The organism is Bacillus safensis FO-36b (assembly GCF_000691165.1).
GTDB lineage: Bacteria > Bacillota > Bacilli > Bacillales > Bacillaceae > Bacillus > Bacillus safensis.
In genome coordinates this window covers 698,752-714,209 of sequence record NZ_ASJD01000001.1, presented here as the reverse complement: position 1 = coordinate 714,209, position 15,458 = coordinate 698,752, and the positions used below count along the sequence as shown (strand labels likewise).

Annotated in this window: 17 protein-coding genes; 5 read left to right on the top strand and 12 right to left on the bottom strand. The window is 41.2% G+C overall.

All coding sequences use genetic code 11. The features are described 5' to 3' along the window. Window positions 1-122: 122 nt before the first annotated feature. On the top strand, window positions 123-1,241 hold the full coding sequence (locus tag BA81_RS03740) for an NADH-dependent flavin oxidoreductase (RefSeq protein WP_227001667.1): 1,119 nt from the start codon (window positions 123-125) through the stop codon (window positions 1,239-1,241). A 57-nt stretch (window positions 1,242-1,298) separates the two neighbouring features. Here BA81_RS03740 and BA81_RS03735 read toward each other — a convergent pair whose 3' ends face one another. After that, window positions 1,299-1,805: a PTS sugar transporter subunit IIA gene (locus BA81_RS03735; protein WP_034280784.1), complete on the bottom strand. Its 507-nt coding sequence runs from the start codon at window positions 1,803-1,805 to the stop codon at window positions 1,299-1,301. A gap of 169 nt (window positions 1,806-1,974) precedes the next feature. Between BA81_RS03735 and BA81_RS03730 the strand changes: the two genes are divergently transcribed. Further along, window positions 1,975-2,394 carry an Hsp20/alpha crystallin family protein gene (locus BA81_RS03730; RefSeq protein WP_034280483.1) on the top strand — a complete coding sequence of 140 codons (420 nt, stop codon included), beginning with the start codon at window positions 1,975-1,977 and terminating at the stop codon, window positions 2,392-2,394. A gap of 20 nt (window positions 2,395-2,414) precedes the next feature. Here BA81_RS03730 and BA81_RS03725 read toward each other — a convergent pair whose 3' ends face one another. From BA81_RS03725 to BA81_RS03715, 3 genes are all read right to left on the bottom strand, one after another. Continuing rightward, entirely contained in the window at window positions 2,415-2,876 is a 462-nt protein-coding gene (locus BA81_RS03725) for a YppG family protein (RefSeq protein ID WP_034280480.1), read from the bottom strand. Between the two features lie 108 nt (window positions 2,877-2,984). Then, window positions 2,985-3,365 carry a YppE family protein gene (locus BA81_RS03720; protein WP_224426683.1) on the bottom strand — a complete coding sequence of 127 codons (381 nt, stop codon included), beginning with the start codon at window positions 3,363-3,365 and terminating at the stop codon, window positions 2,985-2,987. Window positions 3,366-3,414: 49 nt separating this feature from the next. Continuing rightward, window positions 3,415-3,648: a DUF5446 family protein gene (locus BA81_RS03715; RefSeq protein ID WP_223251001.1), complete on the bottom strand. Its 234-nt coding sequence runs from the start codon at window positions 3,646-3,648 to the stop codon at window positions 3,415-3,417. A gap of 197 nt (window positions 3,649-3,845) precedes the next feature. Between BA81_RS03715 and sspM the strand changes: the two genes are divergently transcribed. Continuing rightward, window positions 3,846-3,950 carry an acid-soluble spore protein SspM gene (gene sspM, locus BA81_RS03710; protein ID WP_024422772.1) on the top strand — a complete coding sequence of 35 codons (105 nt, stop codon included), beginning with the start codon at window positions 3,846-3,848 and terminating at the stop codon, window positions 3,948-3,950. Between the two features lie 23 nt (window positions 3,951-3,973). Here the strand turns inward: sspM and BA81_RS03705 are convergent, their stop codons facing one another. Then, a complete protein-coding gene (locus tag BA81_RS03705) occupies window positions 3,974-4,930 on the bottom strand; it encodes a DUF2515 domain-containing protein (protein ID WP_034280476.1) in 957 nt (318 codons plus the stop codon). Between the two features lie 46 nt (window positions 4,931-4,976). Between BA81_RS03705 and recU the strand changes: the two genes are divergently transcribed. Beyond that, complete coding sequence (gene recU, locus BA81_RS03700) at window positions 4,977-5,612, top strand: Holliday junction resolvase RecU (RefSeq protein WP_034280474.1); 636 nt, start codon at window positions 4,977-4,979, stop codon at window positions 5,610-5,612. Between the two features lie 19 nt (window positions 5,613-5,631). Continuing rightward, on the top strand, window positions 5,632-8,337 hold the full coding sequence (locus tag BA81_RS03695) for a PBP1A family penicillin-binding protein (RefSeq protein ID WP_034280471.1): 2,706 nt from the start codon (window positions 5,632-5,634) through the stop codon (window positions 8,335-8,337). A gap of 36 nt (window positions 8,338-8,373) precedes the next feature. Here BA81_RS03695 and BA81_RS03690 read toward each other — a convergent pair whose 3' ends face one another. The 7 genes from BA81_RS03690 to dinG all read right to left on the bottom strand — a co-directional run bounded on the left by BA81_RS03690 (window position 8,374) and on the right by dinG (window position 15,364). Continuing rightward, the gene (locus tag BA81_RS03690) at window positions 8,374-8,883 is read right to left on the bottom strand and encodes a YpoC family protein (protein WP_034280467.1); all 510 of its coding nucleotides are present in this window, start codon (window positions 8,881-8,883) and stop codon (window positions 8,374-8,376) included. Beyond that, a complete protein-coding gene (gene nth / locus BA81_RS03685) occupies window positions 8,880-9,542 on the bottom strand; it encodes an endonuclease III (protein ID WP_034280464.1) in 663 nt (220 codons plus the stop codon). The genes BA81_RS03690 and nth overlap by 4 nt, the downstream gene beginning before the upstream one ends. A gap of 17 nt (window positions 9,543-9,559) precedes the next feature. Further along, complete coding sequence (locus BA81_RS03680) at window positions 9,560-10,264, bottom strand: DnaD domain-containing protein (protein ID WP_034280461.1); 705 nt, start codon at window positions 10,262-10,264, stop codon at window positions 9,560-9,562. Window positions 10,265-10,363: 99 nt separating this feature from the next. After that, window positions 10,364-11,656: an asparagine--tRNA ligase gene (gene asnS, locus BA81_RS03675; protein ID WP_087975939.1), complete on the bottom strand. Its 1,293-nt coding sequence runs from the start codon at window positions 11,654-11,656 to the stop codon at window positions 10,364-10,366. A 114-nt stretch (window positions 11,657-11,770) separates the two neighbouring features. Then, window positions 11,771-12,256, bottom strand: coding sequence for a cell wall elongation/penicillin-binding protein regulator TseB (gene tseB / locus BA81_RS03670; RefSeq protein ID WP_024422779.1), 486 nt, complete (start codon window positions 12,254-12,256; stop codon window positions 11,771-11,773). Between the two features lie 12 nt (window positions 12,257-12,268). Next, window positions 12,269-12,439 carry a YpmA family protein gene (locus tag BA81_RS19100; protein ID WP_065214698.1) on the bottom strand — a complete coding sequence of 57 codons (171 nt, stop codon included), beginning with the start codon at window positions 12,437-12,439 and terminating at the stop codon, window positions 12,269-12,271. Between the two features lie 132 nt (window positions 12,440-12,571). Further along, window positions 12,572-15,364 carry an ATP-dependent DNA helicase DinG gene (gene dinG / locus BA81_RS03665; protein WP_034280457.1) on the bottom strand — a complete coding sequence of 931 codons (2,793 nt, stop codon included), beginning with the start codon at window positions 15,362-15,364 and terminating at the stop codon, window positions 12,572-12,574. Window positions 15,365-15,458 lie beyond the last annotated feature (94 nt).

Below are 15,458 nucleotides of genomic sequence, written 5' to 3'. Positions count from 1 at the left end.
GTTTGCATGACTAGGCGGCAATTTTTTGATGGGGACTTATGAGCAAATACTTTGAACTGTTGTAACAGTATCTATTACACTTCTAAAGTGAAATGATTTTATCAAGGAAGAAGATGATCAGATTGAAAAACGAATTTAAGCCTTTATTTGAACCATTTACGTTTCCAGGAGGCGCCTCTATTGATGGCCGGTTAGTGGTTGCTCCAATGACACACTTCGGTTCTCATGATGACGGCACCATTTCAAAAGACGAAATTGACTTCATTACAGCTAGATCAAGTGAAATGGGCATGGTGATTACAGCATGTGCGAATGTGACTCCAGATGGGAAGGCATTTGAAGGACAGCCTTCTATCGCAAGAGATGAAGATATCCCTGGCCTGAAAAAACTGGCTTCAGCTATCCAGGCAAAAGGAACAAAAGCCATCATTCAAATTCATCACGGCGGCTCTCAGGCTCTCCCTCATTTAGTTCCAAACGGTGATGTGGTTGCGGCAAGTGATGTGTTTAAAGATGGAAAACAAATTGCACGCGCTTTAAAAGAAGAGGAAATTACGCATATTATCGACTCCTTTAAAGAAGCGGCAAGACGAGCGGTTCAAGCAGGGTTTGACGGCGTGGAAATTCACGGAGCAAACGGTTATTTATTACAGCAATTTTACTCACCGCATAGCAATCAGCGTACAGATCAATGGGGAGGAAATGAAGAAAAACGTCTAGCTTTCCCTATTGCTGTTGTAGATGCAGTTAAAGAGGCCATCAAAGAACATGCGGCTAAACCGTTTATCTTTGGATACCGGTTATCTCCTGAAGAACCAGAAACACCTGGTTTAACAATGACAGAGACGTTTACATTAGTGGATGTTCTCAAAACAAAAAGCCTCGATTATTTGCATATCTCTCTAATGGAGATTGGCTCTAAAGCAAGACGAGGCGCAGATTCTAATAAAACTCGTATGGAACTGCTAAAAGAACGCTGCGGCGATGCTCTTCCGCTTATTGGAGTAGGCAGTGTCATTACAGCTGAAGATGCACTCCATGCTTACAATCAAGGGATTCCTCTCATCGCTGTCGCACGAGAGCTGATCGTCGACCCAGATTGGGCTAAGAAGATTAAAGAAGGCAGAGAACAAGAGATTGAAACCGTCATTAAACGCAGCCAAAAAGACAAGTATCTCATTCCAGAAGGATTGTGGTCTGTCATGGAAGCAAGTCAAGGCTGGGTTCCGATGGAGGATTAATGTCCTCAGCACAATAAAAAACTACCCTGTCAGTGGGTAGTTTTTTCTATTCATGGATTATTTCATTTTCACTGTAAAGAGCTTGGACATCTGCTTTTCTACAGAGCCTTTTGGTTCTTTATCAAGTCGTTCGATAAGGTCACCATTCATAATCACAATCGGTGTCACTGTACTTGATGCTTTCTCTTCAATCAGTTCTAAATCACATGTAATAAGAGGATCACCGATTTTCACTTTATCCCCTTCTTTCATGTGGGCTTCAAATCCTTCACCATTTAACCCAACTGTTTCAAGTCCGATATGAATCAGAAGCTCAAGCCCCGAGAGTGTTCGAATGCCAATTGCATGTTTTGTATGGAAGAGCTGAATGATTTCACCCTCTACTGGTGACACAATCGTCCCACTTTTTGGTTTTACTGCTACGCCGTCTCCCATCATCTTTTGAGAAAAGACGGGATCTGGTACATCAGTCATATCCATTAACTCTCCATCAACTGGAGAATAAATGACTTCTTCCTTTACATCATCTTGGTTTTTTCCGAAACCGAATAATTTTTTCAGCAATGTCAATTTGCTCCCTTCAAGCTTTGCTTCTTAAATCTATTTCGTGCATGAAACTTTACGCCCATACACCTTGCTTCATTCAACACTATTTAATCATAATTTTTTCCTCTCATCAATTGATAACCGCCTGAGCCCCCTCTGCATAGGCTGTAGATGAGAGGTGATTCAGATGAAACATGAAGGCGAAAAAAAACATGAAATGCTGGCAAATGAAGATATGCTATATGAAGCGATTGAACAATTTTTTGCATCCTCCCCGTTTCACGAGATATTAAATAGTGCAGAGGCACTCATGACCACATCGCATTCACTTGCATCCATTACGACCGGTGTGACAGAGGATGAACAGAATGTGTATATCGAGATTCAATTTCCAGACCATTTTGTCGAAGGAGACATTGCGCTAGAAGTAAAAGCCCAATATTTACACTTATCAGTACAGGAAAAAATCAAAACAGATACGACTTCTTCGTATTCAAGCTTTACCAAAACCATTTTAATGCCGGCAAAAATAGATGAAACGAAAATGAAGAGTGTGTGGAAAGATCAATCGCTTCATGTGTCTGCGCCAAAGCAAACAACCCAATAGATCAATCTATTGGGTTTTAGCTATGCTTTAAAAATGCTTGTAAATCCTTTCGCCAATGAGCCTACTTGATTCATTGTACTCATCATTTGGCCAGCTGTATCAAACATTTTGTTAAAATCGTATTGCCCATTCGTCTTTTTGAATTGTGACAGCACACTTTTAAATTGAGATGGCTGCTGTTTTTGCGGCCTTGGCAATGGATAAGGGTTCATAGGCGGCTGCATGGGCATCATGCCTGGAGGCTGCTGCATTTGGGGTGGATTCATCGCTTCAGGCGGCTGTAAAGGCGGCACGTTTTCTTGGTATCCATAAGGCGGCTGATAAACAGTAGATGGTGCCTGATTCATTCCCCCTCCACCTTGATACGGCGGCATGAAATAGTCTGGAGGCTGCGGAGGCTGCTGCTGCATCTCTGGATACGGAAAAGGCCTTTGCTTGAATTGATTGAATTCATAAGGCTGCTGGTTTGAATAAGGGAACATCTATCTCGCTCCTCTCGCTCTCAACACATATTGATGACACTCATATATTATGACCAAGAGCAGAAGATGTGCCTAAAGAAGCCATAAGAAAAACGCAGCATCATGTCTTTAGCTGCGCTTTTTGATTTCTTCTATTAAAAGGTTCAGAGTGTAAACCACTGACTCAACTAAATTTTTTACACGGGGTGCGTGCTGTTTACCAAAATAAGATTGCAGGACAACCTCTTTTCCATTTTCTTTTACGGCTTCAAGCTGTTCTTGGTGTAAATATCTAGGTTTGGCCTGCTCAATAAACGAGATGGCAGCGGTGAGCCACTCCTCCATTTTCTGATCAAATGTAACAACGGCCGGCTGAATATCCGTATAAAAATCATACGATGGGTACTCCTCTTCAGCCTTTCCCTTTTGGTACTGCTCATACGCTTCTTCGATCCATATTCTCAAGTTTTGTGTATGTTCAAGTAATGTTTGATTATCCAAAGTGTTCACCTCTATGAACCATCCTATCAAACGTTTACCTATTGCTCAAATAGAAAGGCTATCCGGCGTGATATGCCGGTCTTGCTGCCAGTTTATACTCGGCTGCATGAAGCTTCACTTCACAGTCCTTTACTTCTGATTCAAGCCGGTCAATGATTTGTTCTTGCTCTTCTATCGCTGCACGTTTCGTCTGCTTCACAGCAAGAGACAGCTCTTCCTCTACCGCATCAATTTTTCGCTCGATTTCCTCTAACAACTGCATAATGGATTCTTTTGATACAAATTCGCTCATCATCAGATTCCTCCTTTATCGTCTCTCGTTACATTCTCTTTTCTTTCTCACCCTCCTTCACACATGACAAAACTAGAAGCAAATCGCCAATCTAAGTGTAGATAAGCGCTATTTCTTCCTTTTCGACAGATGCTTGTCCTTCTTTGTATGATTGCGTCCGATTGTGTAAATTCTAAAGACAAAAGGAGGTAGATTTCATGAAAAAGCAGCCAGCACCAAAAGAGCAAAAGCCAAAAGGGAAAGAAAACAGTCCAGATCAGCTGGATAAAAAGCTCGGCGGTCCTAATCGTCCATCTACGTAAAAAAAGCAGGCACCCCCTGCTTTTTATTTATGCAAAAAATAGTGCTCTAATGAGAAAAGAAAACGAAGCTGTCTTTTTTTATGAAAATACCAGTCGGTCAGCTCAATCTGCTTTGGCAGCGGCTCTGCCTCAAATAAAGATGGACTCAATTTCTTTTGAAACCAATCTTCCCTTTGATCGTCTAATGAATGTGTCATCACCGGATAAACCGTCCGAAGAAAAGGTGTTGACCTTCTAGCGATCCCTAAAAAAGGTTCAAAATCAAACCGAGACCCCGTATGCGGAACGGTATGCAAAAAATGATAAAAATCCGAAAACAAATCGGCTCGAAATAATAGTTTCGCTAATTTTTTACCTAATATAATGCGATCCTTTACATTGGAAAACTTCCGTATGGTTAAGCCGTACAAATGCCCGTCCACCGTTGGAAAAACAACGGTTTGGAAATGTCCCCACTCGCTGAAAAGATATTGAATCGAGTGAAAAACATTCTTTTTCAGAAGAGGATTTTGTATAATAGGAGATTGTATAGTATATTGTTCATTTATGATGAGTGCATAAAGCAGACGCTCTGTGTCACGCTTTAGCCAGAAGCGTTCCCACTCAGCGCTCATAAACCGAGACACGGAGAAATAAGGAAGCAGATGAAACAAAGGTTTACTGCATCGCTTAGACCATTCGTACAAAAGAAGCTGAGGGTAAGCATCCGAAAAGATCAGCCAATTCGCTCTTTCATATGCTGTGAAAAAAAGGTGCCCCTGCTGATCCGTTAAACCTGGATGGAAGAGCTCGCCTTTTAAATCCGTCATGGACCACCCAGCATTTCTCGAGACAAAGGAAGCGAGCAGCGACCATTTCATCTCTGGATGCCGGTCATAAAAGCGCTTGTAGGCATTTGTCCTCGTCAGGTTGTCTTTATTTTTTGCTTTCGTTTCACGCAAAATTTGCTGAGTGATGATATGCTCTTCTTGGGACAACATGGTGATCTCTCCAATACAAAATGCATTAAAAGGAGGCTGAAACTTGATGATTCGGTATCCAAACGGAAAATCGTATCAGCCCATACAACAAATTGGGACAAAAAAAAGAATCAGCGGCGAATCCTCTTATAGTAACCGCGGGATGACGCTTGAGGCTGATTTAAATGAAACAAACCAATATTATTTGGTCAACGGGATCGCAGTCATTCATAAAAAGCCTACCCCAGTTCAAATTGTGAATGTGGATTATCCAAAAAGAAGTGCTGCTGTCATTAAAGAAGCCTATTTTAAACAATCATCCACAACAGACTATAACGGGGTTTACAAAGGCCGCTATATCGATTTTGAAGCAAAGGAAACCAAAAGCACTACCTCGTTTCCGCTCAAAAATTTCCACGACCATCAAATTGAGCATATGAAACAGGTTGAAAAGCAAGGCGGTATTTGTTTCGTTATTATATCCGCTTTTGGCTCCGTTTATTATTTGCCCGCTTCAGATCTCTTTTTCTTCTGGGAACGGCAGAAAAAAAACGGCCGTAAATCCATTAGCAAAGACGAATTAATGGAAGCTGGCCACATAATGACACTTGGATATTCGCCAAGAATTGATTATATTAAAGTAGTGGAGACACTTCATTTTTCGGATGAAAGCAAGCAGCAATTACGTTCGAAAAAGGTTTAACACGAAAGGTTGAGATGTGATGTCTGATCAATTTACAAGTCGTGAACAGCGACGTAAAGCAAGTCAAGAAAACAATAAGAAGCAAAATAACAAAAAAGGCAAAAAGAAAGCAGGTCTATTTAAAAAAATATTTTTATCTTTACTCGTGATCGGTCTACTTTGTTTAGTTGCCGGAATCACAACTTTTGCCGTTTTTGCATCAAGCGCTCCTTCTATTGATGATAGTAAGCTTAAAACACCATACTCTTCAAAGCTTTATGATAAAGACAAGAAAGTGTTTGCAGAAGTTGGTGCAGAAAAAAGAACGTATGTCTCGATAAAAGATATACCCGATGTGGTAAAAGACGCGTTTATTGCGACTGAAGATGCACGTTTTTATAAGCACCACGGGATTGATCCAATCCGTATCGGCGGTGCCCTTGTCGCAAACGTTGAGGACGGCTTTGGTGCTGAAGGCGGAAGTACCATTACACAGCAGGTTGTGAAAAACTCCCTCCTAAGCAATCAAAAGACGTTAAAACGGAAAGTACAGGAAGTATGGCTCTCGATTCAGCTTGAGCAAAAATACTCTAAAGATGAAATTTTAGAAATGTATTTAAACCGTATTTTCTTCTCTCCTTATGCTTATGGTGTTGGGAAAGCAGCTGAACAATTTTTCGGAGTCACAGATTTAAATAAACTAACCGTTGCACAGGCTGCTACACTTGCAGGTATGCCGCAGAGTCCTTCTGCCTATAACCCGGTGAAACATCCCGAGGCAGCGGAAAAACGCCGTAATATCGTTTTAAGCCTTATGAAAAAACAAGGCTACATTTCAGAAAAAGACTATGACGCTGCAAAAGCAACCCCTGTCAGCAAGACAGTTGTTTCAGCTAGTAAATATAAGAGCCAAAACTCTAGTAAGTACTCTGCCTACATTGAAGAAGTGATGGAAGAAGTACAGAAAAAAGCCAAAGTGGATGCGTCAACTGACGGATTAAAAATCTATACATCACTTGATCGAAAAGCCCAGGATCACCTAAATGATATCATTAATGGAGATTCAGTTGGATTTACGAAAGGGATGCAGGCGGGTGTCACCCTGCTTGATACGAAAAATGGTGAAATTCGCGCCATTGGCGGTGGACGTGATGTACCAGCCGGCGGCTTTAACTATGCGACGGATGCAAAACGCCAGCCAGGCTCCACAATCAAACCGATCTTAGATTACGGCCCAGTCATTGAAAACAAAAAATGGTCAACATATCAGCAAATTGATGATGCACCGTATACGTACTCAAACGGTACGCCGATTAATAACTTTGACAGAAGACACTTAGGGAAAATGTCGATGAGAAGTGCTTTGGCACAATCACGTAACATTCCTGCCCTAAAAGCTTTCCAAGAAGCTGGTACAGACAATGCCGTTCAATTCGCTAATAACTTAGGTATGGACTTACCTTCTGACATTCCAGAGTCCTACTCAATCGGTGGATTTGACGATGGTGTCTCCTCCCTTAAGATGGCTGGAGCATTTAGTGCATTCGGTAATAACGGATACTATAACGAACCGCATGCTGTCACGTCTGTTGAATTTAATGACGGGACAAAACTTGACCTTACGCCGGACTCAAAAGCAGCAATGAGTGATTATACAGCATTTATGATCACAGATATGCTGAAAACTGCTGTCCAATCTGGAACTGGTACACTTGCACAAGTACCGAACGTTCAAGTAGCTGGTAAAACAGGTACAACGAACTTTATAGAAAAAGATATTAAGACACACAATATCCCTTCTGGCGGTGCAAAAGATTCGTGGTTTGTCGGTTATACTCCGCAATACACAGCAGCCGTTTGGACGGGAATCGGTAATTCAAAAGATGCAGACGGCAAAGTATGGCTGAATGAAAACGAGCAGCGTGTTGCCAAAATTGTCTTCCAGCGATTGATTTCTCAAATTGATGATGGAAGCGGCTCATTTGAAAAACCAGACAGTGTCGTTGAAGCTACGGTTGAAAAAGGATCCGATCCTGCAAAATTAGCCGGACCGAATACACCAAGTGACAAGAAGACAACAGAATACTTTGTAAAAGGTACGGTTCCAACAAAAGTGTCTGACACTTTTGAGAAAAAAGAAGCCGATAAGCCTTATGACTTAAAAGCGGTGTATGATGAAGAGAAAAAATCCATCACACTGACTTGGGGCTATTCTGACGACGCTGATGCTACATTTAATGTCAAGCAAGCGGTTGATAATGGCGGCTATAAAGAGATTCAAAACAGCTCTGCTAAAGAAGCGGTCATCTCTGATGTGAAGCCTGGCTCCACTTATAAATTCCAAGTGACAGCCACTGTAGATGATGTCACGAGTAAAGCGGCTTCTACCTTCCTCACCATTAAGGATGACGCAGATGAGGAAGAAAAAGCGGATGATGAGAATAAAGAAGAAGAACCGCAGCAACCTGACGACGAACAGACAGACCAAACAGACGATAACAAAAATCAGCCCCCTGGCACTGATGAGCAAAAGCCTGATGACAAAAAAGATCAAGATAAGGATCAGGACCAAGGTGGAAATACAGAAAACGGAAATAATGGTTCTTCAGAAAATGGCTCAGACAGTACAAATGGGAACAGCAACTCGCAAACTGATAATAAAGATAAAAAGAAAGATGATGAGAAAGCCAACTCTCAAAGTTCCAATTCGCAATCAAATGCTACTTCTCGAAAAGAAGATGAATAATGAAAAAGCACTTGCCTCCTATGGCAAGTGCTTTTTTTAACGCTGCTGTCTGATTTTTTTTAGTGCTTCATATTTTCCATACTGCTTTTTTAATTCCGTGTATAGCTCGTCCAATTGAATAAAGCAGTGATATTGAGTTGGTTTTAGCAAAATGAACTCTAAACGTTCCGTCCAATTAATCGGAGCAACAGGAAATGTCTCTTGCTTGATATGTTCCCATTCAAACGTTTGGACACTCTCCCCTTTGATCCAGTAAAACATCGCAATCATACTGACGATTCCTTGCAGCATATCATCTTCTTCACAGCGGGATTTTCTTGTTTGGAAACGAGGAAGCATTTTTTCTTTTAATTCGTCCCACAGCTCAAACATCACAGGAACAAATTCTTCCGTTTCCTGCCATGGAAGCTCGTCTGTTAAAGGTTCTGAAGATAGATCATATGCGAGCGGATTGGCCCTCAGTATATCTACTCGATCACCTTTAATCTCTACCTTTTTTTCTTTTAGCTTTTCGACATATGAGGTGAAAACAGCTGCCCCGCTCATGCCAGCTTCACCAATCCTTTTTTCAGCCTCTTCTGCCCTTCTCTGCACATATCAAGAAGCGGACACGATTCGCACTGCGGCCGCTGCGCCTTACAATGATATCTCCCAAAAAAGATCAGGCGGTGATGCGTCACAGACCAATCTTCTTTTGGCACCTTTTTCATCAAGGTTTGCTCTACTTCAAGCACAGAATCTTTCCAGCGGCAGATGCCTAGACGCTTGCTGACTCGTTCTACGTGTGTATCTACTGCTATTGCCGGTACACCAAAAGCGACTGAAACGACGACATTTGCTGTTTTCCGGCCAACCCCAGGAAGCTTAACAAGCTCATCCCGGTCCTTTGGTACTTCACCGCCATATTCTTCAATCAGCATTTTGCTCAACTTTTGAATGTTTTTAGCCTTATTTCGATAAAGACCAATCGAGCGAATATCTTGCTGCAGTTCTTCAAGCGGTACACTTAAATAGTCTTCTGGTGTTTTATATTTTTGAAAAAGTGTTTTGGTGACCTTGTTTACAAGCACGTCTGTACATTGAGCAGAGAGTGCAACAGCAATCACAAGCTCAAATGGATTGTCATGAACAAGCTCACACTCAGCCTCTGGAAACATATCTCCTATAATATCTAAACACTCATTGATTTGTTTTTTTGTTAACATGCCTTCTCCTTTATTGGTTATTGTTCCAGCCAATTATAAAAAGGAACTTGTCGTTTATAAGTGGACGTCTCTTCTTTTGAAGGCGGCGTTTTCTGCTGAGAACGGAAATGCTGGCTATGCTCTTTTGCTTCTTCCGCTGTTTTCAGCCCTTTCTTTTTCCACTCAAATAAAATTCGATCAATATAACGGAAATTTAATTTCCCTGATAAAACGGCTTCTCTTAGCGCCAGCCGAATCATCTCAGTATCATGATGGTCTTGATCCATCCAGATCGAAAGTGTTTCTCCTTCAAGAGGAGACAGCGGTCTGCCGAATTCATCTTCAAATAAAGCATATAAAGATTTTTCAGCCTGCACATGATGTTTTTGCGCTTCTTTCGCCTGTTTTGCTTCTAAAAAGTCATACAGCACGCCCCATAAAGGTTCTACTGAATAGCGGTCATGCTGAATACCAGACCTGTCTTCAAATGGCTGAATCGAGATAAATCCTTTTTGAATGAGATGCTGAACCATATACGCACACTCTTCCGCTGAAATGGTCATGCCTTGAGAAAGTTCTTCAAATGTTTGGAAGAAAACGCCTTGTTCTTCATTCATTTTAATTTTAAGCATCACCATCATCTGTGATTCATTCAGTCCTAACTGCTCATAATGAGCAATCAGCAAATTAGGCAAACTTGTCGACCCCATTTGCTGCATATTAATAAATTGCTGTCTATTCATCGGATACACCTCTTCATTTTAAGTATATCACGTTTTATTTCACGTGCCCCTCTAAAAAGACGTTTGAAAAAGCCTCCAACAAATGGAGGCTTTCACGTCTTAAGGGTATAAACGGTTTAATAATCTTGGGAAAGGAATGGTTTCACGCACATGCGGCGCTCCGCTAATCCAAGCAACTGTACGTTCAAGTCCAAGACCAAAACCTGAATGCGGCACAGAACCATATTGTCTTAATTCTGTATACCATTTGTAAGTTTCCTGATCAAGCCCATGTTCTTTCAATCTTGCTTCAAGAAGCTCTAAATCATGAACACGCTCAGAACCGCCAATAATCTCTCCGTAGCCTTCTGGTGCAATCAAGTCTGCACAAAGGACAACATCTTCACGATCCGGTGCTGGCTGCATATAAAACGGTTTTAATGATGTTGGGTAATGAGTGATAAACACTGGTTTATCATAGCTTTCGGCGATCGCTGTTTCGTGAGGCGCTCCGAAGTCATCTCCCCATTCAATATCATCAAATCCTTTTTCCTGCAAGAATTTAATCGCTTCATCGTAAGTGATGCGCGGGAATGGTGCTTTGATGTTTTCTAATTTCGCTGTATCACGGCCTAGTGTATGCAGCTCCACTTTACAGTTTTCAAGTACACTTTGAACAACATGAGACACATAATTTTCTTGATACTCAAGGTTTTCATTGAATTCGACAAAAGCCATCTCCGGCTCGATCATCCAAAACTCAATTAAATGACGTTTCGTTTTAGATTTTTCAGCTCTAAATGTTGGGCCAAATGAGAATACTTTTCCGAGTGCCATTGCTGCAGCTTCCATGTAAAGCTGGCCACTTTGAGAAAGGTATGCATCTTCATCAAAATATTTCGTAGCAAACAGTTCCGTTGTGCCTTCAGGTGCACTTCCTGTTAAAATTGGCGGATCTACTTTCACGAAACCTTCTTGATGGAAGTATTCATATGTAGCACGAATAATTTCGTTACGGATTTTCATAATGGCATGCTGTTTTTTAGAACGAAGCCATAAATGACGGTGATCCATTAAGAATTCTGTTCCATGCTCTTTTGGTGTAATTGGATAATCTGTCGCTTCATGAATCACTTCAATGGATTTCACTTGCAATTCAAAACCTAGCGGTGAACGCTCATCTTTTGTCACTTGACCTGTTACATAGACAGATGTTTCTTGAGTGACTGATTTCGCAAGCTTAAAGACTTCCTCTTCCACTTCTGCTTTTACTACGACTCCTTGAATAAAGCCTGTCCCGTCACGCAGCTGCAAAAATGCAATTTTTCCGCTTGAACGTTTATTGGCAATCCATGCGCCGATGGTTACTTCTTGATCGACGTGTTTGAACACTTGATTAATCGTTGTTTTCAACATAATTCCCTCCAAAGCCAGAAAGAAACTCACCTTTAGACAGGTGTGAATCTTTTTTCATACATTTTATTATAACCGTTCTAAATCAGCATGGTCAACGCAAGACAGGAGAAACTACGGTGTTAAATTTTTTTCCACGTGTCCTGTCGAGAAGTCGACATAGCTGAAGCTATATTGATTGTTCTCATTTAAGTATGTCACTTCCCAAAGGAGTACGTCACCTTCTCTCGCTAATTTGACTTCTTTTAGCTTAGAGACCGTGTTCTCCTTTTGAACGGCTTGTACTGCTTGATTCGAGGTAATACCTTCTTTTGCTTTTTTTGCGATTACTTTTTCTTTTTTGCTGGCAGGAACCCAAACGTAGGTCGTTTCATTCTGCTTGTTTTTCCCTTCAACAATAAATTGTTTTTCTTTCCCGACAAAGGTTTCCACTTGCTCCACTTGTACGATGTTTGCTTGTTCTTTTGCTCGTTCGATCGCTGCTTCATGCCCTTGTTCTCTTTGCCCCATGGCAATTTGATAAATCCACGTAAAGCTGATGATGCCAATAAGCAGAACGAGAGCCACTACAGATGAAATAATCCAGACTATTTTTTTCATGTCAAGCTTCCCCTATGTGCGGTATATCGTAAATACCGCTTGATTTTGATCTTCTTGATCTAATGCTAATCCAAACATGAGATCTTCTCTTTTAAGCGTTCTGTTCAATAAATCAACGATTTTGTACAGGTCTTCTGAATGTTTAATTTGAACAGTTGAAAGTACCTCTATTTTACTTTCCACTTCTAATTCCTCCTCGGTACGTAAATATTGTTAGTCATACTTTTCTGCACGGGAACCGATACTATTTTTACAACGGAACACAAAAAGCCGTTACGATAAATTAACTCCAAACCCACACCAGCTAAAGGCCGCTTATGACAGCGGCTTTTCGTTGTTAAGGTTTTCTATATACGCCTCAAGTGACTCTTTTGACATCTCGTGAACTGGCGCATGAGGGAGTGATTCTAAAAATAGTTTTCCATATGAAGCGGTTTTCACTCGGCGGTCTAAAATCAGCAATGTGCCTATGTCTTTTTCAGAACGCAGCAAGCGTCCAGCTCCTTGCTTAAAGGTTAACACAGCTTCTGGTAAAGCGACGGCTTTAAACGGATTTTTCCCTTGTTTTTTTGCTGCATCACATTTGGCTTCAATAAGCGGAGAATCAGGCGGCCTGAACGGAAGACGTGCCATGATGACTGTTGTCAGCTCTGCGCCCGGAAAATCAACACCTTCCCAAAAACTACCCGTACCAAGTAAAATGGCTTGTTTTGCTAATTTGAACATTTTCGTTAATTTTACGGGGCTTCCGCCCGTCAAACCTTGAGCAAAAAGGGCTGACTGCATCCCTTCTGTTTTTAGCTCTTCATAGACTGCTTTTAACATCTCATGTGAATTAAACAAAACCAATATTTTTGCATGCTGCTGCTTTTCCATGACCTTAATATATTGCGCAGCCTGCTTTACATAATCTCGTTCATCACGGTTTGTAATCGGTGGCATGTCTGCTGGAACAATGACCTTAAGCTGTTTTTCAAGTTCGAAAGGTGAATCAATTTGCACAAGATGAGGGTAAAAATCTTGCAGGCCAAACCGTTCCAAGCAATAATCAAAACGGTGATTAATGGTAAGCGTCCCTGATGTGAGGACAACACTCTTTTTGTTCATAAAGAAACGGTCAGCCAAAAGCTCCCCAGTATCTAACGGCTGTGCATGCATAAAGACAGCGTTTTTGGCACCTTTTGCATCAATTTCAATCCAAACCGTTTCATCGTTTTTCGGTTCAAAGATAAACCGGTACAGTGTACTGCAAAAAGTATGCATAAACGACATGACTTGGTCGTATTCCTCTGCTTCAAAGGCAAAGTGTTCTGTCAGCTGATCACTTTTTTGAAGAAGCTCATTTTTTTGCTGTTCATACAGCTTCTCACAAGCAATTAACAAGGAACAAAGCTTACTTGCCGTTTCTTTAATCCGTTTCCACTGAGCATGCTTTGAATGATGACGTACTCTATGAATGAGACGATTGATGTCGGCTTTTGGTTTTGTCCTTTTCACAAATGAATGGACGGTGCTAAAGAAAGCGTCACTTTCCATTTGAAGCTGATTGAGATACTCATCCATTTCAATAAAGGTGTCTGTCTGTAACCCTGCATGATGAAATCTCTTTTTCAGTTTCTTTAACAATCCGCCTTGCAAGGAGCCAAGCTGTGTTAACTTCGCGTGAAGCTGGATATAAGACGCACTATCCCCTAGGGTTTCATTGGCTGTTTTCTCAAATTGATGGGCTTCGTCTATCACATATACGTCAGCATGCTGAAAGATAGACGATGCCTCCGTTTGTGATAAGAGCAGACGATGATTCGTTAAAATTAAATCAGCTGTTTTTGCCCTTTTTTTAGCGCGCTCATAAAAGCAATACTCTTTAAAACGGCGCTTTTTCGATGTAAACGGCATATGCACACAGGAAATGCGGTCTTTTATATTGGCAGCTCCTGACGGTAAATTCAGTTCAGATAAATCACCTGTTTCTGTTACAAGGAGCCACATTAAAATTTGCGCCTTCGTTAAGACGACATCATAGTTATCATCTTCCTCATGAAGCACATGCTCAAACTTATCTAAACAAATATAATGCGCCCGACCTTTAAATACACAGGCAGCAGGCTCAAACGGGAGCAATTGATTCAACATAGGCACATCACGCTGAAGCATTTGCTGCTGCAAAAGTATGGAATATGTACTAATAATGACAGGTTTTCCTGATTTACTCGCTTCTAGAGCAGCTGGGATGAGGTAAGCGAGCGTTTTCCCAATACCCGGTGCCGCCTCAATTAATGCATAGGCTCTTTCATGAAACACATCTCTCACTTTATTCATCATTGTAAGCTGGCCTTCTCTTACCTCATAGCCTTCTACCGTTTGCGGAAGCTTCTTTTTGATTTCCTCAAACAGCTGTTCATCATCTTCACCTACTGAATGTGTCGCCCTACTGATAGAATTGGTGACATCTTTTACAGCAAAAGAGCCGACTTCCACCAAAGAATCTTCCCGGCTAGCATGACTTGTTTCAAGCTGCTGAATTAAAAGTCCTATATCACTTAGGAGATAAGAGGATAATCTGCGCAGCTGCTTCAGCACGATTTTCGGTGTATGTTTTAATTGATGTAATAAAGTTAAAAATAACATGGCAGTAACTTCCGCATCACTATCCGCCCTATGCGGGTGGTCATGTGGAAGCATGAGCTCTTCACTTAATTCAGTGAGCTTATAACCTTCAAGCTCAGGATAAAGAATTCTAGAGATCTCAACTGTATCAATTGCTAGCACATCCAGCTCATTTTTCCCGCATGCTTTTAGTTCATCATTTAAAAAATTCAAGTCAAAATGAACATTGTGCGCAACAAAATAAGCACCCTGTATGAGATCATACACCTCTTGGGCAATATCCTCAAAAAACACCGCATCATCAACCATGTGCTGCTGAATGCCTGTCAGCTGTTCAATAAATCCAGGGATTGCTTTTCCCGGGTTCACATATTTTGAATACCGTTCGACAATTTGTCCATTTTCAATGACCACCGCAGCTATTTGAATGATTTTATCACCCTTTTTAGGTGAATTTCCGGTGGTTTCAATATCAACGACAACAAACCTTTGATCGGTCATAAAATGGACACCTCAATTCCTCGTTTCACCCTGAAGTGAAACACACTCTGGACAAAATAGATGAAACAGAACAGCCTCTCTTCTGAAACTGTTC